Genomic DNA, 22,577 nt, shown 5'->3' with positions numbered 1-22,577 from the left:
GACGTCGTAGTTCCCCCCTCCGTTGTCGTTCCGAACGATCCGCGGATTTTACCGCCCAGCACCCCAAGGACGACCAAGTCATGACCCACCCCCGCCTATTCTTCGCGGCTGCCATGCTGATCCTGAGCGGCGTGTGTCGGCCGAGCCTCGCTCAGAATCCTTCCGGCGACGACGGTATCGCAGGACGGTGGGAAGTGGACCGCGTTTGGGCGGGCCATCCCGTCGGCTTTTTTCTGCTCACTGCCGGAGATCATCAATATGTGGCCTATTATGATGCCGATCGGGTGATGACGGTGGCCTCGCGCGAGCTTTCGCAAGACGTTTGGACCAAGCAGAGGTTGGATTCGAAAGTGGCTTGGGACAGCCATAACGGGATCGTCATGGCGCGGGATGCCGCCGGGCGATTGCATTTGGCGGGTAACATGCACGTGCATCCGTTGGTCTATTTTCGCACCGCCCAACCGGACGATATCACGACATTCCAAGCGATTCACCGCATGGTGGGCCGAGACGAGGAACGCTGCACCTATCCGCAATTCATCTCTCGCCCCGACGGTGCCTTGATCTTCTTTTACCGCGATGGGGCCAGCGGGCGGGGGCGGCAATTCTTCAACCTTTACCATGTCGAATCGGAAACTTGGCAGCGTCTGTTCGACGCACCGATGTGGGACGGCGGTGAAGAAATGAGTGCCTATCCTTCGGGACCGATCCTCGGCCCGGACGGTTGGTGGCACGTCTGTTGGATGTGGCGGGACACCCCTGATTGTGCCACGAACCACACTCTGTGCTACGCGCGATCCCGCGATTTGGAACACTGGGAAACGATCTCCGGTCGCCCCCTATCCTTGCCGATAACCCCCGATAACGCGGAAGTAATCGTCGACGCAACTCCGGTAGGCGGAGGGATGATCAATATCGGGCATCGCGTCGGATTTGATCACGAGCGGCGGCCGATTCTTACTTACCATCGATATGACGACGCCGGCCGCAGTCAAATCTTTGCAGCCCGCTGGGAGCAAGAGGCTTGGAGTATCCGGCCCATCAGCGATTGGGAGTACCGCTGGGAGTTCGGAGGCGGCGGAACGATCGTCGGCGAGATCAGCGCCGATCCCATACGGCCGGACGGTGCCGGATTGCTGCAACAGGAATATCACCACAGCCGCTATGGGAGCGGAACTTGGATCTTGGACGAAACGACCTTATCGATTCGGGAAGTCCGACGAATCGCCCCTGTTTTGCCGGTCGCATTGCGGGCAGTGGAATCCTCGTTCCCCGGCATGCAGGTTCGTACGGCGTCCGACGCCGGCCGAGCTGCGCGCGGACGCTACATTCTGCGCTGGGAGACGCTGCCGCCGAATCGCGACCGGCCGCGCGATCCCCCCTACCCTCCCCCATCACGGCTTGAAGTGATTCTGCTGGAGAGCGGCGGGTGACCAAAGGGGTTCAGGAAGACCCGTGAAGCCGGCTTGTCCCGTCGATGGTACTACGGGTTGGTCCGCAGCCCGCGGATCGGGCGGGGTCAGTTCGTCGGTCCGGGCCATTCGATCTCGGCCATGACCGGATAGTGATCGGACGGATATCGCCCGTCACGCGAGTCGTGGAGGATTTCGGCGCGTATCACGTTCGTTCCCGATTCGACGAAGACGTAATCGATTTTGCCGCCCGCCGTTCCGCCGAGAAATCCGTGGAACGTGCCGACCTCTTTCGCGTCGGGATGGAGAATGCGATAGGTGTCGAGGAGCCGAATCGGAGAACCTGCCGATTCGCCCTTGAGCAGCCGAATCGCGGGATTATCTTCCGCTGCGTTGAAGTCTCCCGTTACGACGACCGGCCGACGAGGTTCGCGTTCGGCAAGACGACCGGCAAGCAGGGCGGCGCTTTTTTCCCGCGAGGGTTGGGATTGGTGGTCGAAATGCGTGTTGAAGACGTAGAGCTCGCTACCGCTTGCCGATTCCGCGAACCTTCCCCAGGTGACGATGCGAGGGATATTGTTGCCCCAACTCTTGGAACCCGGTACCGTCGGCGTGTCGGAGAGCCAGAACGTATCCTGCTCGACGACGCGCCAGCGGCGACCATCGTAAAGAATGGCCGAGTATTCTCCGGCTTGCTTGCCGTCCTCGCGACCCACGCCGATCTCCTGAAGATGCGGCAGGGCCTGCCGGATCTCATCGATTTGGAAGCGGAGTGCCTCTTGCAGACCGACGAAGTCGTAATCCCCTCGCTTGATAAGGTCGATGACCGAATCCTTTCGGTGCGACCAGTGATTCGGCCCGTCCGGCGCGGTGCCGTATCGGATGTTGAAGGTCAGCACTTTGGCGCGGAGCGGCGACTCTGCTCCCTGCACGGTGGAAAGACCACAAATGAGCAGCACTGCAATGGCAGCCGGTCCGAGCCGAAACTTCCGCTCTGATGCGAACGTCATGGCGTCATCGCCTCTCATGCAAGTCGATCCGAACGTGATCGGATTCTTGTAAGCCGAAATCAGCTCTCATATTATGTTAGGTGCTTGTAAACAGCAACAAGTCATGCGGAAACCTACGGCTGCGGAAAAAACGGGCGGATTTCGAAGGGAGGATCGTCGAATGCGATCGCGGCAATTTCTCATAACCTTTCTGGTGGTGGGATCGATCCTGGCGAGCTCATGGGGAATGATCGCCACCCTCGCCGCGGCATCCGACAAGGATGACGGTTACCGCGGCATTTGGTTCACGCTCGGTCAGTTTTCGGAGTACGGGGACAAATACTCGGGCGGCTTGGGGACCTACACGGCCAATCACGTGCCGATCGCCTATTATTGTCCGGCCGTCCAGAAGACCTTTTTCGTTTACGGGGGGGCGAAAGAGGGGAAACGGCACCTCTTGAATATGGTTTCGTATTACGATCACGTGCGGAAGACCGTGCCGCGACCTACGATCGTTCATGACAAGCAAGGCGTCGATGATCCGCACGACAACCCTGCGCTTTGGGTGGACGGCGACGGTTATCTGTGGGTGTTTGTCAGCGGACGGATGAGAATCCGGCCCGGCTTCATCTACCGCAGTCGCGAGCCGTATTCGATTGAGGATTTCGAGTTGGTGAGCGAGCGAGAAATCACTTATCCCCAGCCGCACTGGATGGAGGGAGAAGGATTCTTGCACCTCTTCACCAAGTACACCAAGGGGCGGGAGCTTTATTTTAGCACCAGTCCGGACGGTCGCGATTGGTCGCCCGATCAGAAGTTCGCCGGCATGGGCGGGCACTACCAGACGAGCTGGCAAAAGGGCAAGGTCGTGTTCACGGCCTTCAACTACCATCCCGGCGGAAACGTCGATCGCCGTACGAACCTGTATTACATTCAGACGGACGACCTGGGGAAGACCTGGCGGAACGTCCGCGGGGAAGCCCTGGAATTGCCCTTGTCGGACCCGCACAATCCGGCCTTGGTTCGGGATTACGAAGCCGAAAAACGGCTGGTCTATATCCACGATGTTGATTGGGATGATCAGGGGCGGCCCGTTATCCTTTTCATCACCTCCGGTAGCTACAAGCCCGGGCCGGAGGGAGACCCGCGTTGGTGGACCGTCGCCCATTGGCTGGGAGAGGAGTGGGCGTTCTACGAAATCACGCCCGCCAATCACAATTACTCGACGGGCATGCTGGACGTTCGACCGGGAATGTGGCGCGTGATCGGGCCTACGGAGACCGGTCCCCAGCCGATCGGCGCGGGCGGGGAGATCGCCATTTGGGTGAGCACGGACGAGGGGCGGAATTGGCAACGGAATCGCACCGTTACCATGAGCAGTTGGTTCAACCACAACTACGTGCGTCGGCCCGTGAATGCCCACCCCGAATTCTTCGCTCTATGGGCGGATGGGAATCCGGATCGGTTTTCGGAATCCCATCTGTACTTCACCAACGAGTCAGGCGACACCGTGTTTCGGCTGCCTTACGTCATGCAACGGGATGAGGCTCCGCCGGATTGCCTGTCACCGGGATCCGCCGGCGACGACCGGGCAGCGGAGTAAGACGAAATTCGGGCGAGCGTCACCAAGAGAAACGCTGGAGACCATGGGAACCATTGCAAGGAAATCAGTATGAACAATCTGCGCACCACAACGAACCGGTTTCTGCCCGCGGGGATGGTCTTGGTCCTGAGCGTCCTTGGGGGCGGGAGCACGCTCCCTCGCGGTGACGCCGCCGAGACGTCATCCTCTAAGGGGCGATATAACGTCCTCTTTCTCATCGCCGACGACTTAAATAATGCGATTTCCTGCTATCAACATCCCTTGGTCCGAACGCCGAACATCGATCGTTTGGCTGCGCGCGGCAGGCGATTCGATCGGGCGTACACCCAGTTCCCGTTGTGCAATCCTAGCCGGGCCTCGTTCTTGACCGGTTTGCGCCCGGATCACACGGGCGTCTACGATAATGCCGTTCACTTCCGCGAGAATGTTCCGGACGTGCTGACCCTGCCGCAGTGTTTCCGCAAACACGGCTATTTCGCGGCCAGGGTGGGCAAGCTTTATCATTACGGCGTTCCGGCACAGATCGGCACGAGCGGGCTGGATGACCCGCAATCTTGGGACTTGGTCGTCAACCCGCGAGGTCGTGACAAGGACGAGGAGGACAAGATATTCAGTCTGGTCAAGGGGAAGTTCGGCGGTACGTTGAGTTGGCTTTCCGCCGACGGCACGGACGAGGAGCAGACGGACGGCATTGGCGCGGCGGAAGCCGTACGCTTGCTGGAAGAATGCCGAAGCAAACGCTTCTTCTTGGCGGTAGGCTTTTATCGCCCTCATACGCCGTACGTGGCCCCCCACCGGTACTTCGAAATGTACCCGCCGGATCGCGTGCCGCTGCCCGAGATTCCGCCCGGGTATTTCGATACCGTGCCGGAGGCGGCGATCACACTCTATCCCGAAGAGCGGGAGATGGACGAAAGCCTCAAAAGGCAGGCCGTCCAAGCCTACCTGGCGAGCATCACCTTCATGGATGCTCAGGTCGGGAAGGTTCTCGACGCATTGGATCGACTCGGCCTGGCCGACAATACGGTGATCGTAATGACCAGCGACCACGGCTATCACATGCACGAGCACGGCCTCTGGCAAAAGCGCTCGCTTTTTGAGGAATCGGCCAGGGTTCCGTTGATCGTTGCGGTGCCGGGGATGAAGGACGCCGGCAAAGCGACGGCCGGGATCGTGGAAATGGTGGATATCTATCCCACGCTGGTGGAGTTGTGCGAACTAGACATGCCGTCGCACCTCGACGGTCAAAGCATGGTACCTCTGCTGGAGAATCCGGAACTTCCCGGGAAGCCGTTCGCGGTGACGCAAGTGACGCGACGTGCGGGAAAGAACCTATTTCACGGTTATAGCGTTCGCACCGCACGGTGGCGGTACACGGAATGGGACGCAGGTGCACGCGGCGTCGAGCTGTACGACCACGAAAAGGATCCGGCGGAGATGCACAATTTGGGTGACGATCCCCGGTATGCCGACGTTCGTGCGGAGCTGAAAAAGCTCATCCCCACTCCCCCCACCAATTGATTCGGGCGGCGGATCTCGGCATACGGATGCCGCTTTTCGAAGAGGCTCGCCGAGGGCGATTCGAGGGCCTTGATGGGCCGGACGGTACAATTACGACGCTGCGCATATCGGTTGCCGAGGCATCCCACCGGTCCTCGACAGACACGACGGCCCGCTCTATGATCGTCGAAGCGGGGCATGATTGGGGAGAACATAGCGTGGCGAAGAAGGCTCCGGCATCCGGACAATCACGGACTCGGTATCAACAAGGCGTCATCCGGCGGTATTATGAGCACCGCGACACCTTGATGCTCCAGAAGTTGGGGGATTTGGTCGGCGACTTGTACCTAGCCGAAGGAAAGGCAAGGGCGCGCCTGTGGGAACGCGTGGCGACCGCCCTCAAGAACTTATCGATTCCGCCCGATCGGATTCAGCATCTCGTGGAAAGCGATAATCCCGGCTATCTGGCGAATTTGCTACAGGAGCTGCAAAGCGGTGGCGGGCGGTCGTGACCGGTCCGCTCCGTCCCGTTTGAGCGTTGCCCGGATGAGCGGTTGCAGCGAATTCGGCGAGGGGTCGCGGAATATCGCCCGAGCTTATGCAAAGCATCGTAATGACTACTTTCTCGGAAACATTGGAATCGCTGCGTTGGAAGAAGTTCCCGGTCCTGGACGACGGTTTCGTCTGTCTGGTGGACGTGATGGGAAGCGATGCGGCCGTGGTGCAGGCGGCTCGGGTAAGCTACGGCGAAGGCACCAAACGCGTGTCCGATGACCGCACGTTGATTCGTTACTTGATGCGGCATCGCCACACGACGCCTTTCGAGATGGCGGAGTTGAAATTTTTGGTCCGCGTGCCGATGGACATCTGGCGACAGTGGATCCGACATCGCACGGCCTCGGTGAACGAATACAGCACGCGCTATTCCGTGGCGATCGACGCGGCCCATCGAACGGCGGCCGCTGAGTGGCGAATGCAATCCCAGGGCAATCGTCAAGGGAGCGAGGGGTTCTTACCACCGGACCTGGGGGCGGAGCTTTCCGAGGAGGAAAAGGAAGTCCAGGACCGACTGAGGGAGGTCTATCAGCGCCGACTGTCGCTGGGCGTTGCCCGGGAACAGGCTCGTAAAGACCTGCCGCTATCGACGTACACGGAGGCCTATTGGAAAATCGACTTGCACAACTTGTTGCATTTTCTGGAGTTGCGATTGGATTCCAGTGCTCAGTTGGAGATTCGCCAGTACGCGCGAGTCCTTGGCGAGGAGATTGTGGCCCCCTTGTTTCCGATGACATGGGAGGCGTTCCAGGACTACCGGTTGAGGTCCTTGCTGCTCACACGGCTGGATATCGAGGTGATCCAAAGATTGGCAGCCCAAGGCCGGCTGCCGGCGGACTTGGCCGCGTTTGACGCAGCGCAAGACCTGAGCTGGGTGGAGCTGGAGAGGTGTCGCGAACGAGAGGAGTGTTTGAGCAAACTCCGGGCTTTGGGTTTGGTTCGGGAAAACTTGTGACCGTACGTAGATTGCCGAAAAGGAAAAGTCCATTCTTCTCGCAGGGATTGATTTTCTGTTGGGATCGGTTTATATTTCCGATAGTAAAAGTATGCGGTTCGGTGGACGAACCGCTGTGTAGGTATTCTTGATCGAGACGGTTGTTCATGTTGGGTTTGTGGGCCGCCTATTTCGGGTTTTATTGCCCCCGCGATTGCGGGGCCGGAGGCGGTCTGTAGAATAGTTAGACAGATCGAAACCTTGAAAGCCCTGGCAATCGCGACCGATTGTCAGGGCTTTTTCGTTCTGTCATCACATCGTGTTGGGCGTTGGTTACCGTGAACCTTTAGTATTCCCCAAGTACGCTGCAAGGCGGAGGACTCGGTCATGATTGTGGTGATGAAAAACGGCGCCACGGATGAACAGATTCGCGGGGTGGTGGACCGGGTGCGTGAACTCGGTCTGAAACCCCACGTCATCATGGGAACGGAGCGGACGGTCATCGCGGCGATCGGGAACAAGCGGGACGAACACCGGCAATCGCTGGAGTCGTGCCCGGGTGTGGCGGAGATCATCCCCATCTTAGCCCCCTACAAAGTCGCCAGTCTGGAAGTTCGCCCCGAACGGACGGTGGTCCGCGTGGGGCCCCTGGTTTTGGGCAACTCCCATATCGGCGTCATCGCCGGTCCGTGTTCTGTGGAGAATGAGGAGCAGACCCTGGCGACCGCGCGGGCGGTGAAAGCGTCGGGCGCCGCGGCTTTGCGGGGTGGAGCTTTCAAACCTCGTACCAGTCCCTATGCTTTTCAGGGCTTGAAAGAGGACGGCTTGAAAATCCTTGCCGCAGCGCGGGCCGAGACGGGTTTGCCCGTCGTCACGGAGGTGATTACGCCGGCGGACGTGGAGGTCGTGGCGGCCTATGCCGACATCCTGCAAATCGGCGCCCGGAACATGCAGAACTACCGTCTGCTCGAAGAGGTGGGGCAGGCAGGCAAGCCTGTGCTGCTCAAAAGAGGGCCCGCCGCTTCTGCGGAGGAATTGCTCTTGGCCGCCGAGTACGTCTTAAATACCGGAAATCACAACGTCATCCTGTGCGAGCGCGGCATCCGTACCTTCGAAACTCACACGAGGTTCACGCTCTCCCTATCCACCGTCGTATGGCTGCACGAACGCACACATTTGCCCGTGGTCGTCGATCCGAGCCACGGCACCGGCCATAGCGTTTTGGTGGGACGCATGGCAGCGGCCGCCGTTGCCGCCGGAGCCGATGGTTTGATCGTGGAAGTCCATCCTACCCCGGAACGGGCCTTGAGCGACGGCTTTCAATCCTTGACGTTCGAGCAATTCAGGGAATTGATGGCGTTATGCGGCAAAATCGCCGACGCGGTCGGACGGACGATCAATCCCGCCTGGCAATCCACCCGGGAACCGTCCTTGACGCAATAGAAGCTGACGGCTGAGGCCGTAGCGAAGGATGCCGCAAGCCGTGGTCAGACGGCTTCGGTCAGATGGCTTCGCCGCCGCGTTCGCCGGTGCGGATTCGGACGCAATCCTCGAGAGGCAAGATGAAGATCTTGCCGTCGCCGATTTGGCCTTCGGCGCCGGAGCGTGCGCCCCGGATGATCGCTTCGACGGTCCGGTCCACGAACTCGTCGTTCACGCCGATCATGACTTGAACCTTTCGCGCAAGGTTCACCGCGAATTCTTGGGAGCGATACGTTTCGGACTGAACACGTTCCCGCCCAAAGCCTTGCACGTCCATCACCGTCAGTCGGAAGACTTCCACCTCCGCCAGCGATTGTTTGACGGCCTCCAGACGGTGCGGCTGAATTATGGCGATGATTAGTTTCATCGGCGATTCCCATGTGCCTTTCTTGGGTTGATATTAGCGCACGGCGGCGGGGATCGCAAGTGGGCCGGAAGCGTTGCGCCGAATGGCCGCTCAAGAAAGCGAGCGAGGGTCGCCGCGGGGGGCGACCCTCGCTTTCGATCGTGTCTCTGCTTCCGATTGGCGCCACGGCGGGGTTTATTCCACCGCCGTCAACCTCTCAGAAGGTGAGGATGAAATCGCAACCGAAGAGGAACTGATCGTCGCGGTCTCCGGAGTCGTAGGGGAAGGTGGCGACGGCGCCTTCGGGTTCGTACCAATCCCATCGGAGTTCGGGGCGGACGACGATGTTGGCGCGGGGCGACCAGTTGAGGCCGACGGAGATTTCGTAGAAGTCTCCTGGGAAGGAGGCTCCGGCGACTTGGTTGCCGACGCCGATGCCGGTGACGCGGGTGCCGTCGGTGTCGCGGAACCATTCCAGTCGGGTGCCGAACTTCCAGCAGGGGTTGATGGTGTAGAAGAAGTATTGGTTGATGCCGTACCACTGGCTATCGACGCCTCGGGCGTCCTCGGCGTTGCCCCAGTCCCACTGGAAGACGTATTGGCTGCGGGAGCTGATGTTCCAGGTGGCGACGGTGGAGAAGATGACGCGTTGGGTTTGGGGTCCGAATTCATCGGCGGAGAGGGCGAAGGCCAAGGCGAGGCGTTCGTTGAGGCTGGTCCAGTTGACGCCGCCGAGGAAGCCGATGGCATCCTGGCCGTCGGTATCGTCGAACTGGTCGTTGCCGCGGTGGAGACCGAGGGAGAAGGCCCATTGGTCGTTGAGTTTGCGGGAGAGGAGCAGTCCGGTATGGGTGAAGGGTTCACCGTACTGGTGGGCGTAGGAGTGGGTGTAGAAGAAGTTTTTGGGGGCTTGGACGACTTCGTAACCGAGGATGGTGTAGAAGTGTCCCATGCGGAGGAGCCAATCGTTGTAGGCGATGTCGAGGTAGAACTGCGGGAGGGCGGCCTGGTAGAAGGGATGGGTTTGGTTCCAGTCGGATTCCAGGCCGTCGACGGCTTGGGTGAATCGGGCGTCGGAGCCGAAGAGGAAGTCGACGTGCCCGCCCCAGGCCCAGCCGTAGCCTTGGTTGTCGGCGGGTTTATCGAGGAAGAACCAGAGCTGGTTGAGTTGGGGTTCGGCGTTGCGATCGGCGAAGGTGACGACGCCGTTGTAGCGGTCGACGGGGCGATTGGCGACGACGGCGGCCCCGCCCTCGATCCATCCGCCGAAGTCGATGCCGCGAGCGGCGAGGAAGGAGGGAGTGGGCAATTCGTAGGGCATGTCCGAACGGCACGGATCGCACGGCAGCCAGTCCGAGAAGAAGCCGCCCCGGCAGGATGTGCAGTCGCCGTAAGCGTCCGACGTTCCACAGCCGCAGTTCGCTGAGGTCTGACCTCCGAAATAGTTTCCGGTGAGCGATGTGGGATATACGCCGCCGGATTGTGCCAAGCTTTGGGCGGCGGCTCCGACCAAGAAAACGCCCGCCATGGCGAGCTTCCATGCCTTGAGTTTCATGGACATCCTGGGACTCCCTTTCCTGAAGTACCGTTCTGGGGCAGTGAAAGAGACCGCGGTGATACGGGAGACGGCGATCTCTCACGAGGCCGGACAAGTCGCAACGGCGAAAGCCTTTCCTAGTGTCTTATCGGTTATCCGAAACCTCGTGGTTTATCAGGAAAAAGGATTTTCTCCGGCGTAGATGTCAAATTGGGAGAAATGCGTTGTGTGTTCCTGTCTCGCCAAGGTTGGCCGATACTTCTTCTACTCGCCGCTTACGCCCCGTTTTTGGGGTTTATTCCACCGCCGTCAACCTTTCAGAAGGTGAGGATGAAATCGCAACCGAAGAGGAACTGATCGTCGCGGTCTCCGGAATCGTAGGGGAAGGTGGCGACGGCGCCTTCGGGTTCGTACCAGTCCCATCGGAGCTCGGGGCGGACGAGGATGTTGGCGCGGGGCGACCAGTTGAGGCCGACGGAGATTTCGTAGAAGTCTCCTGGGAAGGAGGCTCCGGCGACTTGGTTGCCGACGCCGATGCCGGTGACGCGGGTGCCGTCGGTGTCGCGGAACCATTCCAGTCGGGTGCCGAACTTCCAGCAGGGGTTGATGGTGTAGAAGAAGTATTGGTTGATGCCGTACCACTGGCTATCGACGCCTCGGGCGTCCTCGGCGTTGCCCCAGTCCCACTGGAAGACGTATTGGCTGCGGGAGCTGATGTTCCAGGTGGCGACGGTGGAGAAGATGACGCGTTGGGTTTGGGGTCCGAATTCATCGGCGGAGAGGGCGAAGGCCAAGGCGAGGCGTTCGTTGAGGCTGGTCCAGTTGACGCCGCCGAGGAAGCCGATGGCATCCTGGCCGTCGGTATCGTCGAACTGGTCGTTGCCGCGGTGGAGACCGAGGGAGAAGGCCCATTGGTCGTTGAGTTTGCGGGAGAGGAGCAGTCCGGTATGGGTGAAGGGTTCACCGTACTGGTGGGCGTAGGAGTGGGTGTAGAAGAAGTTTTTGGGGGCTTGGACGACTTCGTAACCGAGGATGGTGTAGAAGTGGCCCATGCGGAGGAGCCAATCGTTATAGGCGATGTCGAGGTAGAACTGCGGGAGGGCGGCCTGGTAGAAGGGATGGGTTTGGTTCCAGTCGGATTCCAGGCCGTCGACGGCTTGGGTGAATCGGGCGTCGGAGCCGAAGAGGAAGTCGACGTGCCCGCCCCAAGCCCAGCCGTAGCCTTGGTTGTCGGCGGGTTTATCGAGGAAGAACCAGAGCTGGTTGAGTTGGGGTTCGGCGTTGCGATCGGCGAAGGTGACGACGCCGTTGTAGCGGTCGACGGGGCGATTGGCGACGACGGCGGCCCCGCCCTCGATCCATCCGCCGAAGTCGATGCCGCGAGCGGCGAGGAAGGAGGGAGTGGGCAATTCGTAGGGCGTGTCCGAACGGCACGGATCGCACGGCAGCCAGTCCGAGAACCAACCTCGCTTGCAAGCGACGCAGTTTTCGGGCGCGACGGCATGTGCCTCCGGTTCCTGAGTCTCGTCTTCAGGCGGCGCTTGACCCATCAATGCGGCCTCGGGGATCGGCGCAAGATCCAGGGGAGATGCATGGGCCGTTCGGCTGGACGAAGCGGCTTGGACACGGCTGGGGCGATCCGGCAAGGAGACCGTTCGGAGCGGCAATTGGGAAACGGCCTGGTCGCCGCGATCCGCCGGCGATGTGAAGTCTTCTCCTTGGGGTGCCCAGAGGATGGGGCGATCATCCCAGAAAGCCACCCGTTCAACGGCACTCGGTTGCTGGACTAGTTCCGTCGAAATGTTGCGCGTGAGTGCCGTGTTCAGACGGGACGCGGCAAGTTGCAGATCGTCCGTCGACGCCGACCGCGAGACTACGATTCCCGCGTCTGTCCGAGTGGGCGGGATGTGCCGGTTTGCATCCTTCGACTTCGCGTACGATTCGTAACCGAACGGTTCGTCACGAGAGGAAAGATCAAGAGACGGCGGCTGGCGAAGGGTTCCGCTGAGGGAAACCTCGCGAAAAGCGGCAACAATACCATCGGCGCCGCTTGCCTCTTTTAGTCGCATGTCGGTAGGCACCGCAGGCGTGACAAGGCAGCTTTGGGTATGGCTAGTGCGCATTTCCTCGGCAACATTGGCGGAAGGCTTCGCGCCGGCGGAGAAATCGTCCACGAAAGAGACGCGGCCTACCGAATGCGGCACTGCCTGAGGGAGACCGGAAGCCGTGCGGGTGGGAATTGCCGCGGCAGGGCGGGCGGCTTGCCGGCGATCGTGAAGTCCTATCAGCGCGATCCCCAAGGCGAACCCGATTGTCAGTGACAACAACTTGTGGGGCAGTGGAAGTCCGAAGCGTCGCATGCTAGGCGTCCCGTAAAGGAAGTTTGGATGGTTGAACTGAGGCCTTCTCGCCGGGCCCGTCCCGTCCGCTGCTATCCATCGGCTGCAAAGATGTATGTCTCGTGCGGGCGGCGCGCGGAAAATCGGATGGATCAGTTTTTGTATCGGTGAGGGGTATAGCGGGGATGCAGCCTGCAACGCCTTCAACGGCGGGTTCGATGGTAATCGAGGCTCCCAACGCTCCGGTGGTAACGGTTGTGACGGATTTGCAGGGATGTTCTGGCGGGTGATTTTCCGTATCTTGACGAAGGGAAATGAAAGAGGCCCCCGACTCCACTCGCTGGGAGCCGAGAGCCTCACCTTCATTGCAAAAGATTACTGATTCGGCCGGCGGCGTTGACCGGCCGCAACCGACGATGACTTCGACGGCAGCCGTTCGTCCGGCCATCCAGCCGTCGCGGCCTGGCCCCTACAATCGTCACAACCGCTTCGGACTTCGCTACCGTAGGACTCCAGGCGGCAAACCGATCAGGTCAAGGCGGGCAGTTCGTAGCCCTTCCGCCGCGGCCGAGTGATGTAGGAAGACTGGTTGGCGCCTTCGTGATTGGTAAACTTTTCGGCCGCCGGATCCCATTTCAATTTGAAGCCTACCTCACCGACCTCGCGCACGATATTCACAAGGTAGCAAAGCGTCGTGGATCGTAGGCCGTACTCGATGTCCGCATTGCACTTGCCCCGAGTCTTGATGCAGTCCAGCCAATTGGCGATGTGATATTCGGTCTCAGGCCGCGTAATCGGGCCGGGGTTGTCCGGACGTTGCAAAAGTTCTTTGGGATTGGTGGCGATCTTGTTGCGGTTGATTTCGATCTTGCCATTTTCGCCGATGAAGATCGCTCCCAGTCCCGGCCCCCAATCGCCGTCCAAGTGCAGACGCAATTCCGTGCCGTTGGCATACCACATGCGCACCTTGGCGCGCGGACCGGTGACCGGTCGCGCCAACTGATTCAGGTATTCGAGGTAGGTGGGATCGTCGTCGGGCACCCGCTCGAATTGCCCGCAAGGCCCGGTGTAGACCGCTTCCTCCAGGACCATCTCGACCGGGCAGGTTTCATCCGTTCCCAGTGCTCGCTGGATCTGGTCGTAGGAGTGGGTACCCCAGCCGGTGACGCCGAAGCACAAACCGCCGCCGTCATAGTCCCACCAACGCTCCCAGCCGTGGTGCAGTTCGGGGTGATAGGGGCGAAGCTCGGCTTGATTCGTCCAGACATCCCACCAGCCCTCTTTTCCGCCCGACGGGAGCGGCATTTCCGGTTTGCCCGGCCACTTCTCGGGGCCGACGAAGTTCGGGGCCAACACCGTCTTGATCTTTCCGATGGCCCCATTCTTGACCAAATCGCTGGCCCAATTGTTGTAGGGCATGGAGCGCTGCTGCGTGCCGACTTGCGTGACTCGCTGATAACGGCGAGCCGCGTTCACCATGTAGCGCCCTTCCTGGATGGTCAGGCACATGGGCTTTTCGATGTAGGCATCCATGCCCATCTGCATGGCGGTCACCGCGATCCAAGCACGAGCATGGGTCGTTGTTTCGACCATTACACCGTCCGGCTTCTTCTCCTCGATCATCTTGCGGAAATCGTCGTATCCGATCCAGTTACGGCCGCCGGCTTTTTCGCTGATGAAACGATCCACGGCCGGACGAAAGCAGTCGCTGACGTCCACGATTTCCAGATTCTTCAATTCCTGGGATTCCGCGACGATCCCGCGGGCACGTCCGCCCAGACCGATGATGCCGACCTTCACGCGTTCGGAGGCCGGCGCGGCACCTTCCAAACCCAATGCCTTGCCCGACACCAAAAGCGGCACGGTCAACGCGGCGCCTGCCTTGAGCATGGAACGACGCGATAATTGCGACGACGACATGGAACCTCTCCTTTCAAGATGGGGTAGCGTGAATCGCGGTACGGAAGGCACAAGGCAGTCCGATTTCGATACCGCTGCTATTGTGGAACAAACGCGATTCCACTGCAAGCGCGGGAGAAGGAGAAACCCGCGGATAGGGACGGATTCAGTCGTCGAAGAGTCCGTTCACGAAGACTTCGGCATCGAAGGGAAGCAGGTCCTCCGGCCGCTCCCCCACGCCGACGAATTTGACAGGCAGGCCGACTTGTTGACGAATGGCCACCACGACGCCGCCTTTGGCCGTTCCGTCGAGCTTCGCCAGTACCAACCCGGTACACTTTACGGCATCCGTAAAATGCTTGGCCTGGCTGATGCCGTTCTGCCCGGTCGTCGCGTCGAGGACGAGTAGCACCTCATGCGGGGCTCCATCCACTTGTTTTCCCAGCACCCGGTGGATTTTCGACAACTCTCGCATCAAGTTTTGATGCGTCTGAAGCCTGCCCGCGGTGTCCACGATGCAGATGTCGGCCCCTTGTTCCAAGGCGGCGGAGACGGCGCGGTGTCCCACGGCGGCGGGATCGCTGCCTTCCGCTCCCGTCACGATTTCCACTCCCAATCGCTCGGCCCACGTGCGAAGCTGTTGCACGGCGGCGGCTCGGAACGTATCCGCCGCTCCCAGCACGACCCTCTTGCCTTGGCCTTTCAGCATGTGCGCTAACTTGGCGATGGTCGTGGTCTTTCCGCACCCGTTGACCCCGCAGACCATCAAGACGGTCAGCCCGTCGGGAGCCGAATTCAACGGGGCGTCGGGTTGGCGGAGAAGCTCCTTCAAGTGCGATTTGATCTCCGCGACGGCGTCCTCCCATTCGATGACGCGATTCCGGTACTTATCCGCGATGCGATCCGCGATTTGCCGCGCGGCTTGGACACCCATGTCGGTGCGGACGAGCACTTCGAAGATCTCATCGAGGAAAGCCTGATCGACCAGCCGCCCCTTCGCCTTGAAGAGATCGCGGATGTCCGTTTGCAGGATTTGTGCGGTTTTCTTAAGACCTTGCTTGATCCGGTCAAAGAATCCCATGATTTGATGTCTCTTTCCGAAAACAGCTTGCAGTGGAGCGACGCCCCGGGTCGTTTTTCGGCGCCGTCTTTTTTGATCCCGATATTCCTTCGTTTGTAAGGTAGGCCGCAGTCGGCGACTCCCTCATGCCGGCCCCCACGGCGAGCCGGTCAAGGGGAGGCTTCGCGTTCACCACGGCGACCGGCTGACGCGGCCTCTCGCTCACGCAACACGAGATCGAGAATGCCGTTGACGAAAGCCCCGGAGTGCTCGGTGCCGAACGATTTCGCTAATTCAACAGCTTCGTCGATGACCACGTTGGCGGGCGTGTCCGTGTAGAGCAATTCATAAGCTCCCAGACGCAATACGTTGCGATCTACGGCGGCCATGCGATTCAGCGTCCAATTCTCCGCGCCCCGTTGCAGGCGTTCATCCAATTCGCGGCGGTGTCGTCGGACACCGGCCAAAAGGTCTTTCGCGAAACGTACCAATTCCGGCTGGCGAAGGCTGGTTTGAATCATCTCCTCGCCTTTGGCCGGGTTGTTTCGAGGGTTGAGGTCGTCTTGGTATAGGAGTTGTAAAACCAAGACTCTGGCTTGGTGGCGATCTGGGGCGGGACGAGTCGTCACGGATCGAACTCCATGGGACCCCGGGACTTGTTTCCTGAACATGGACCGAACCGCGGGCGCCTTATCGGGAGGATGAGACCACCTCTCTCATTCGACGGAGGACGGCCACCATCTGCAAGGCCGCTTCCGCACATTCGGCCCCTTTATTGCCGGTCTTGGGACCGGCTCCGTCTTTTCCGTGGGCAGCCGGCGCCGGGGCGGAACGGGCGATCGCCTGCTCGAGGGTTTCGCACGTCAACACACCGAACAGAACCGGAATGCCGGTTTCCATGCCCAAATTCGCCAGCGAAAGACTGACCGCCCGATTGATGTGGGTATCGTGCGAGGTCTCGCCCTTAATGACCGCGCCCAGGCACAGGACGGCCGAATACGCGCCGGATCGGGCGGCGATGGCAGCCGCCGTGGGAATCTCGAAGGCCCCCGGTACCCAGAAGACGTGAATGTCGTCGGGTTGCATCCCGGCTTGCCGCAAGACGCCGACCGCGCCCTCGAGGAGCCCCCGGGTTATCGTCTCGTTGAAGCGGGCGACGATGACCGCCATTTTGCCGTAGTCCGTCAGGGACGGAATCGGTTCCGACCGGCATGCGTCAGGCGGTAACGTATCGAATTTCATGGTTGGTGGCTCTCACCTGACAAGAGTCGTTGATATTCCCGATTTGTCACGGGTCCCCTGCTCTGCCCGCGTCTTTACCGACGGAATGATCCACGGCGGATGGCTGGCTGAATCTCGATGCCGCACGGCAGGACGCCCTATCGAAGTGGGATGTTTGCCGTCGTCACCGCGAGGGGCCTTCGCGCCAATTACGGGGCGTCTAGCGCACGTTCATGCTCATCAGGAATTCGGCGTTGGTTTTCGTCTTGGCCAAGCGGCCCACAAGGAATTCCATCGCATCCGGGGCATTCATCTCATTGAGCACTCGACGCAACACGCAAATCCTGCGATATTCCTCCCGGTCCAGCAGCATCTCTTCCCGCCGCGTGCCTGAGCGATTGATGTCAATGGCGGGCCAGATCCGTTTGTCCACCAGTTTGCGATCCAGGACGATTTCCATGTTGCCGGTGCCCTTGAATTCCTCGAAGATTACCTCGTCCATTTTGCTGCCGGTGTCGATCAAGGCGGTGGCGATGATCGTCAACGAGCCGCCCTCGTCGATTTTTCGCGCTGAGCCGAAAAACCGCTTAGGCCGTTGGAGGGCATTGGCGTCGACGCCGCCGCTGAGGATTTTCCCGGAGTGCGGACATTCGGCGTTCCAAGCACGCGCCAGACGGGTGATGGAATCCAAGAATATCACCACGTCGCGCCCGTACTCCACCATTCGCTTAGCCTTTTCCAGCACCATCTCCGAGACTTGGATGTGCCGCGCGGGTGCCTCATCGAAGGTGGAACTGATGACTTCGCAGTTCGAGCCTTTGACCTGCCGTTCCATATCGGTCACTTCTTCCGGCCGCTCGTCGATCAACAGCATGAAGACGTAACCGTCCGGATAGTTGTGCAAGACGGCCTTGGCCATTTTCTGGAGCAGAATCGTTTTGCCCGCTCTGGGGGGGCTGACGATCAGGCCGCGTTGGCCGAAGCCGACCGGCGCAATCAGGTCCACGACGCGGCATTCGATCTCGTCGCTCGTCGTCTCGAGCATGATCCGCTGGTCGGGATGGCACGGCGTCAGATCGTCGAAGGAGATTCTTTTCGCTGCCAGATTCGGGTCTTCGTAGTTGACGGCCTCTACCCGCAAGAGGGCAAAATAGCGCTCGTTCTCCTTCGGCGGACGAATCTGTCCCGATACGGTCATGCCGGTGCGCAGACCAAATCGCCGAATCTGACTGGGGGAAACGTAGATATCGTCCGGGCAAGCGAGGTAATGATAGTCCGGGCTGCGGAGGAAACCGAAACCGTCCGGAAGGATTTCCAGCGTACCTTCACCGTACATCAAACCGCTGAGTTTGATTCGCTCCTTCAGGATTCGAAAGATCAGCTCTTGGCGATTAATGCCGGCGATGTCGGTGAGATTGTCCTTGCGCGCTTCCTCGATCAATTCCGCCATCGACATCCGCTGCAAGACGGCGATATTCGTATCGCCGGATTGCTTGATTTTTTCCAGTTCGCGATCCTCTTCGTCGGTATCGAGGCGGCCCTCGACCAATTGTTCCGCGATGGACAGCGGTTCCTTCTCCTTATCGGGGCGACGCCGCGGGCGATGCCCGCCGCGAGGCGAACCGTCTCCGCCCTCCCGACTGAAGCGTCGAGGCGGCGTCGAGGCGGAGTCGTGATAATTGGAGTTGTGCGATTGCGACATGGAGTGAGGCTCCTGATAAGCCGACGTCCGGCACGCGATCGGTGCCGTGGAGGGAATACGAATACGGTGGTTTTAGAGCAATTCGAACATCGGGCCGTCGTCGGAGGAGCAGCCCGCCGGGCAAGTACACTCGTTCAGCCTTCGCGTGTCATCTTTGCGTCGCATTTCGGCGATTCCCGGACGGCCTTGCAGCACTCTCGGCGAGGTGGAGCTGGAATGGATCAACCGCGAGTAACACCTAGAGGCCGGGAGCGGCATCCGCGTCATGGCTTGAACCGGTGTAGGCCGAGCCGCGGTCGCAGATTTCCTGCAAGAGGCCGACCAAATGCTCAAATAAGCGTTAAACCTGGGGGCGGGAATCTAGCCGATAAGTAAACGCCAAAACCGTTCTATTTGAGCCTGGACGTGTTCGCGGGACGCGGTGTTGTCAATCATGAAGTCGGCCCGGAGCCGCTTGAACTCCAGGGATTTCTGCCGGCGCTCGCGCCGAGAAAGACTTTCCGCGTCGAACCCGCGAAAACGAGCACGCTCCGCGCGCACGGTCGGAGATGCGTCAACATAAATGATTCTATGGCATAGTTTAGCCCATTTTGCCTCCAAGAGCAATGGCGCATCGAGGACCAAGGCGGGGATGCCCTCCCTCGCCGACTGGCGAGCCTCGGCGTAAAACTCGACCAGAACCAAGGGGTGCAGCACCGACTCCAGTCTTCGCAGGGCTTGATCCGCTTGAGGCCCGTCATGGAAGACGATTTCCGCCAATTTCTTCCGGTCAATTCCTCCCTCTGCGGACAAAATCTCCCGGCCGAAGATGCCGGTAAGATCCTCCGCTACCGACGGTTTCATGAGGAGACGATGGGCCACCTTGTCGGCGTCGAAATGGCGGGCACCCAACACCGTCAGTTCGTGCGCCACCACCGTCTTGCCCGCACAGATTCCTCCTACGATTCCGATGATCCACATGCTTCGTCTCTCGCAATTCGTTGGGATGCGGTCCCTATTCGACGACTCGATGATGCCCGAGGCAAGACGGGCCGCCGGCTCGATGCGCGGCGGGGCTTTGCGGGCCGGGAACGCCGGCTCAAGTCGGTTCCAGAGCCTGCATTTCTCCCCAATTCAGGCCGCTGCGGACATCCACCTTCAGCGGTACGTGCAAGGAAAAGGCATGTTGCATTTCCTCGCGGAGCAGTTCCGCCACCACGGGAAGTTCCATGCCGGGGCATTCCAGCAACAATTCGTCGTGGATTTGCACCAGCAATCCCGCCTGAAGCCGCTCTTGTTTCAGCCGCCTATGGACGCAAATCATGGCCTTCTTGATCAGGTCCGCGGCGGAGCCTTGGATGACCGTGTTGATCGCCGTCCGTTCCGGTAGATTCCGCTGCCGGTTGGGGCTCTCACGAATTCCCGCGATTTTCCGTTTCCGCCCGAGGATCGTTTGCACGAAGCCGCGCTCCCGACAATCGGCAAGCACGCTTTCGAAGAATCGATCGATGCCGGGATAGCGGGAAAAGTAGGAATCAATGAATTGAGCGGCCTCTTCCTGCGATATGCGCAACTGTTTGGCCAGCCCGAAGGGCGTCTGACCGTAGATCACGCCGAAATTTACGGCCTTGGCCCGACGCCGCAGTTCGGGGGTGACGGCTTCCGGGGGAACGCCGAACACTTCGGCCGCGACCGCTTGATGAATGTCGTGATCCTCGGCGAAGGCGCGGCACAGATGTTCATCGTTCGAAAGGTGCGCCAAAATCCGCAACTCGATTTGCGAGTAGTCCGCCGAAATCAAGACCCAGTCCTCTTCCGCGATGAAGGCGGTACGAATCGCACGCCCTTCTTCCGTCCGGATGGGAATGTTCTGGAGATTGGGGTCGCTGGAGCTTAGCCTGCCGGTGGCGGTGACGGCTTGATGGAATGAGGCGTGAATCCTGCCGGTGCGCGGACAGACCATTTGCGGAAGAGCGTCTACGTACGTGCCCTTAAGTTTGGCGTACTGGCGGTATTCGAGGATTTTTTGCGGCAGCGGATGGAGCGGCGCCAAATCCTCCAGGACCTCCGAGTCCGTGCTCATGCCGGTCTTCGTCCGTTTGACGGCGGGAAGGCCCAGGCGATGAAAGAGCACTTCCTGGAGCTGTTTCGGCGAAGCGATGTTGAAGGGCATGCCGGCCGACTGATAAATCTCCTCTTCCAGTTCCTCCATGCGCTCGGCGAATCGGCGACTGAGGCGGCCCAGATATTCGTTATCGATGCGGATTCCGCGGAACTCCATGTCCGCCAAGACGGAGATCAAAGGGACTTCGAGGTTTTGGAAGATGTCCTGAAGCCCCTCGCTTCGCAATTGAGGTTCTAAACGGTTGCGAAGGTACCACGGAAGTGTGACATCCTGGCCTGCGTAGGCGGCTACTCGGGGAATCTCGACGGAATCGAGCTGCCGTTGTTGCTTGCCTTTGCCGATCAGCTCGTCAATCTTCGTCGTCTCGTACTGGAGGTAGCGTTTCGCGAGTTCATCCAAGCTGTGAGAGCGGGAGCCGGCATCCAGCAAATAGGCGGCAATCAGGGTGTCGAATTCGATGCCCCGCAGCGAGACGCCGCTATTGCGAAAGACGATACGGTCGTATTTCAGATTTTGTCCCAGTTTGGGGATTTGGGCATCCTCCAACACGGGCCGCAGCGCGGCGATGACCTCGCCCTCGGGCAGGGTTCTTGCTCCTTCAGGTCCGCGCAGGGGGATGTAATAGGCCGCCTCCGGGGCCGTTGATAGGGCGATGCCGACGAGGGAGGCCCAGCGGGGCCGGACGTCGGTCGTTTCCGTGTCGATGCTGATGCACGAAGCCGTCCGCAGCCGATCGACCAGTTCCCGCAAAGCCTGTAGGTCGTCGATGATGTGGGCGTTGACGGCGATCGAGGACTTCGGCGGCGTGTCGCCCGCGGTGGTCGGCAAGCGTTCGATCTCCGATAGCAGACTGCGAAATCCGAGTTCCTCGCACAGTTGCCGGGCGGCTTCTTGGCGAATCGGCCCGGGCCGCGCGGCATTCCAGGAAAACGTCAGCGGTACATCCGTGCGCAATTCCACCAGCGGTCGCGTCGCTAGGATACGATCCCGATCGGCGATCAGCTTTTGCCGCAGCTTTTCGGGCTGAATCTGCTCGGCATGAGCGAGGATGGCGTCCAAGCTTCCGTATTGTCGAAGCCATTTGGCCGCCGTTTTAGGTCCCACGCCGGGAACGCCGGGAATGTTATCCGTGCTATCGCCGACGAGAAGCTGGAAATCGGCGGCTTGCTCGGGGCGAATGCCCCATTCCGCTTCCAACTTACCCGAATCCAAAAAGGTTCGTGTGCGAAGATTCAGCAGGCGAACCTTGTCCGACAGCAACTGGCGGCAGTCCTTATCGTTCGTGACCAAAACGCACTCGCCACCCCCCTGCTCCACGGTTCGGGCTATCGTTGCCAAGATGTCGTCGGCCTCGTAACCGGGAACGGAAACGCTGAGAATCCCGAGTGCGTCCATGAACCGGCGAATCAGATCAAACTGCGAGCGGAGGTCGTCATCGAGGCGGGGTCTTTGCGCCTTGTATTCCGCGTACATCTCCTTGCGGAACGTCGGCTTCGCGGATTCGAACGCGCAGATCAGATAGTCGGGCCGATACTGCCGCAGGAGATTCAGCATATCGCGAACGAATCCGAACACTGCATTGACCGGGCGTCCGTCGGGGGCCGTCAAGGGTGCAATGGCGTGAAAGAGCTGATGGATGAGCGAGTGGGCGTCGATGACGAAGACCCTCCGCTCGGCAAGGGAATTGCCGTCGCTTTTGGCGATATCGGGACGGTCTTCGTTTGAGAATAGGGGCGTTTCCGGAGGGGATCCGGTTTGCGACTTCGGCATGACAAAGACTCTGTTTGCGGTGCGGACAAGACGGCAACCCATACTCCCGCCGGCTGACCGCGGTCGGCGGCCTTAGAAACCCCGGCGCGAGCGGCGGACCGGCGAGGAACCCGTTATGACTCGC

Annotated in this window: 17 protein-coding genes; 6 read left to right on the top strand and 11 right to left on the bottom strand. The window is 60.2% G+C overall.

What is annotated here, in order from left to right; genetic code table 11:
* Window positions 1–80: 80 nt before the first annotated feature.
* On the top strand, window positions 81–1,433 hold the full coding sequence (locus ACZ5B4_RS07005) for a BNR repeat-containing protein (RefSeq protein WP_464913717.1): 1,353 nt from the start codon (window positions 81–83) through the stop codon (window positions 1,431–1,433).
* A gap of 86 nt (window positions 1,434–1,519) precedes the next feature.
* Here ACZ5B4_RS07005 and ACZ5B4_RS07000 read toward each other — a convergent pair whose 3' ends face one another.
* On the bottom strand, window positions 1,520–2,422 hold the full coding sequence (locus ACZ5B4_RS07000) for an endonuclease/exonuclease/phosphatase family protein (RefSeq protein WP_464913716.1): 903 nt from the start codon (window positions 2,420–2,422) through the stop codon (window positions 1,520–1,522).
* Between the two features lie 160 nt (window positions 2,423–2,582).
* On the opposite strand from ACZ5B4_RS07000, the gene ACZ5B4_RS06995 reads away from it, so the two are divergent.
* The 5 genes from ACZ5B4_RS06995 to aroF all read left to right on the top strand — a co-directional run bounded on the left by ACZ5B4_RS06995 (window position 2,583) and on the right by aroF (window position 8,436).
* Window positions 2,583–4,004 (top strand): BNR-4 repeat-containing protein, encoded by a 1,422-nt coding sequence (locus ACZ5B4_RS06995; RefSeq protein WP_464913715.1) that lies wholly within the window; start codon window positions 2,583–2,585, stop codon window positions 4,002–4,004.
* Window positions 4,005–4,073: 69 nt separating this feature from the next.
* On the top strand, window positions 4,074–5,525 hold the full coding sequence (locus ACZ5B4_RS06990) for a sulfatase (RefSeq protein WP_464913714.1): 1,452 nt from the start codon (window positions 4,074–4,076) through the stop codon (window positions 5,523–5,525).
* Between the two features lie 197 nt (window positions 5,526–5,722).
* Complete coding sequence (locus tag ACZ5B4_RS06985) at window positions 5,723–6,016, top strand: hypothetical protein (protein ID WP_464913713.1); 294 nt, start codon at window positions 5,723–5,725, stop codon at window positions 6,014–6,016.
* Between the two features lie 101 nt (window positions 6,017–6,117).
* Window positions 6,118–7,014 (top strand): FAD-dependent thymidylate synthase, encoded by an 897-nt coding sequence (thyX, locus tag ACZ5B4_RS06980; RefSeq protein ID WP_464913712.1) that lies wholly within the window; start codon window positions 6,118–6,120, stop codon window positions 7,012–7,014.
* Window positions 7,015–7,380: 366 nt separating this feature from the next.
* Entirely contained in the window at window positions 7,381–8,436 is a 1,056-nt protein-coding gene (gene aroF / locus ACZ5B4_RS06975) for a 3-deoxy-7-phosphoheptulonate synthase (RefSeq protein ID WP_464913711.1), read from the top strand.
* A gap of 58 nt (window positions 8,437–8,494) precedes the next feature.
* Here aroF and ACZ5B4_RS06970 read toward each other — a convergent pair whose 3' ends face one another.
* From ACZ5B4_RS06970 to polA, 10 genes are all read right to left on the bottom strand, one after another.
* Window positions 8,495–8,842, bottom strand: coding sequence for a P-II family nitrogen regulator (locus ACZ5B4_RS06970; RefSeq protein ID WP_464913710.1), 348 nt, complete (start codon window positions 8,840–8,842; stop codon window positions 8,495–8,497).
* Between the two features lie 196 nt (window positions 8,843–9,038).
* Window positions 9,039–10,382 carry a porin gene (locus ACZ5B4_RS06965; protein WP_464913709.1) on the bottom strand — a complete coding sequence of 448 codons (1,344 nt, stop codon included), beginning with the start codon at window positions 10,380–10,382 and terminating at the stop codon, window positions 9,039–9,041.
* Between the two features lie 293 nt (window positions 10,383–10,675).
* The gene (locus ACZ5B4_RS06960) at window positions 10,676–12,118 is read right to left on the bottom strand and encodes a porin (protein WP_464913708.1); all 1,443 of its coding nucleotides are present in this window, start codon (window positions 12,116–12,118) and stop codon (window positions 10,676–10,678) included.
* A 1,107-nt stretch (window positions 12,119–13,225) separates the two neighbouring features.
* On the bottom strand, window positions 13,226–14,617 hold the full coding sequence (locus ACZ5B4_RS06955) for a Gfo/Idh/MocA family protein (RefSeq protein ID WP_464913707.1): 1,392 nt from the start codon (window positions 14,615–14,617) through the stop codon (window positions 13,226–13,228).
* A gap of 145 nt (window positions 14,618–14,762) precedes the next feature.
* On the bottom strand, window positions 14,763–15,677 hold the full coding sequence (ftsY, locus tag ACZ5B4_RS06950; RefSeq protein WP_464913706.1) for a signal recognition particle-docking protein FtsY: 915 nt from the start codon (window positions 15,675–15,677) through the stop codon (window positions 14,763–14,765).
* Window positions 15,678–15,826: 149 nt separating this feature from the next.
* The gene (gene nusB, locus ACZ5B4_RS06945; protein WP_464913705.1) at window positions 15,827–16,285 is read right to left on the bottom strand and encodes a transcription antitermination factor NusB; all 459 of its coding nucleotides are present in this window, start codon (window positions 16,283–16,285) and stop codon (window positions 15,827–15,829) included.
* A gap of 61 nt (window positions 16,286–16,346) precedes the next feature.
* The gene (ribH, locus tag ACZ5B4_RS06940) at window positions 16,347–16,898 is read right to left on the bottom strand and encodes a 6,7-dimethyl-8-ribityllumazine synthase (protein WP_464913704.1); all 552 of its coding nucleotides are present in this window, start codon (window positions 16,896–16,898) and stop codon (window positions 16,347–16,349) included.
* A gap of 199 nt (window positions 16,899–17,097) precedes the next feature.
* Window positions 17,098–18,579, bottom strand: a complete 1,482-nt coding sequence (rho, locus tag ACZ5B4_RS06935; RefSeq protein ID WP_464913703.1) for a transcription termination factor Rho — start codon at window positions 18,577–18,579, stop codon at window positions 17,098–17,100.
* 360 nt (window positions 18,580–18,939) lie between these two features.
* Window positions 18,940–19,539 carry a dephospho-CoA kinase gene (coaE, locus tag ACZ5B4_RS06930; protein WP_464913702.1) on the bottom strand — a complete coding sequence of 200 codons (600 nt, stop codon included), beginning with the start codon at window positions 19,537–19,539 and terminating at the stop codon, window positions 18,940–18,942.
* A gap of 118 nt (window positions 19,540–19,657) precedes the next feature.
* On the bottom strand, window positions 19,658–22,453 hold the full coding sequence (gene polA / locus ACZ5B4_RS06925) for a DNA polymerase I (RefSeq protein WP_464913701.1): 2,796 nt from the start codon (window positions 22,451–22,453) through the stop codon (window positions 19,658–19,660).
* Between the last annotated feature and the right edge of the window lie 124 nt (window positions 22,454–22,577).

The sequence above is a fragment of the Thermogutta hypogea genome (assembly GCF_055386265.1).
The sequence above is the reverse complement of the archived record's forward strand: the minus strand, read 5'-3'. Positions and strand labels throughout refer to the sequence as shown.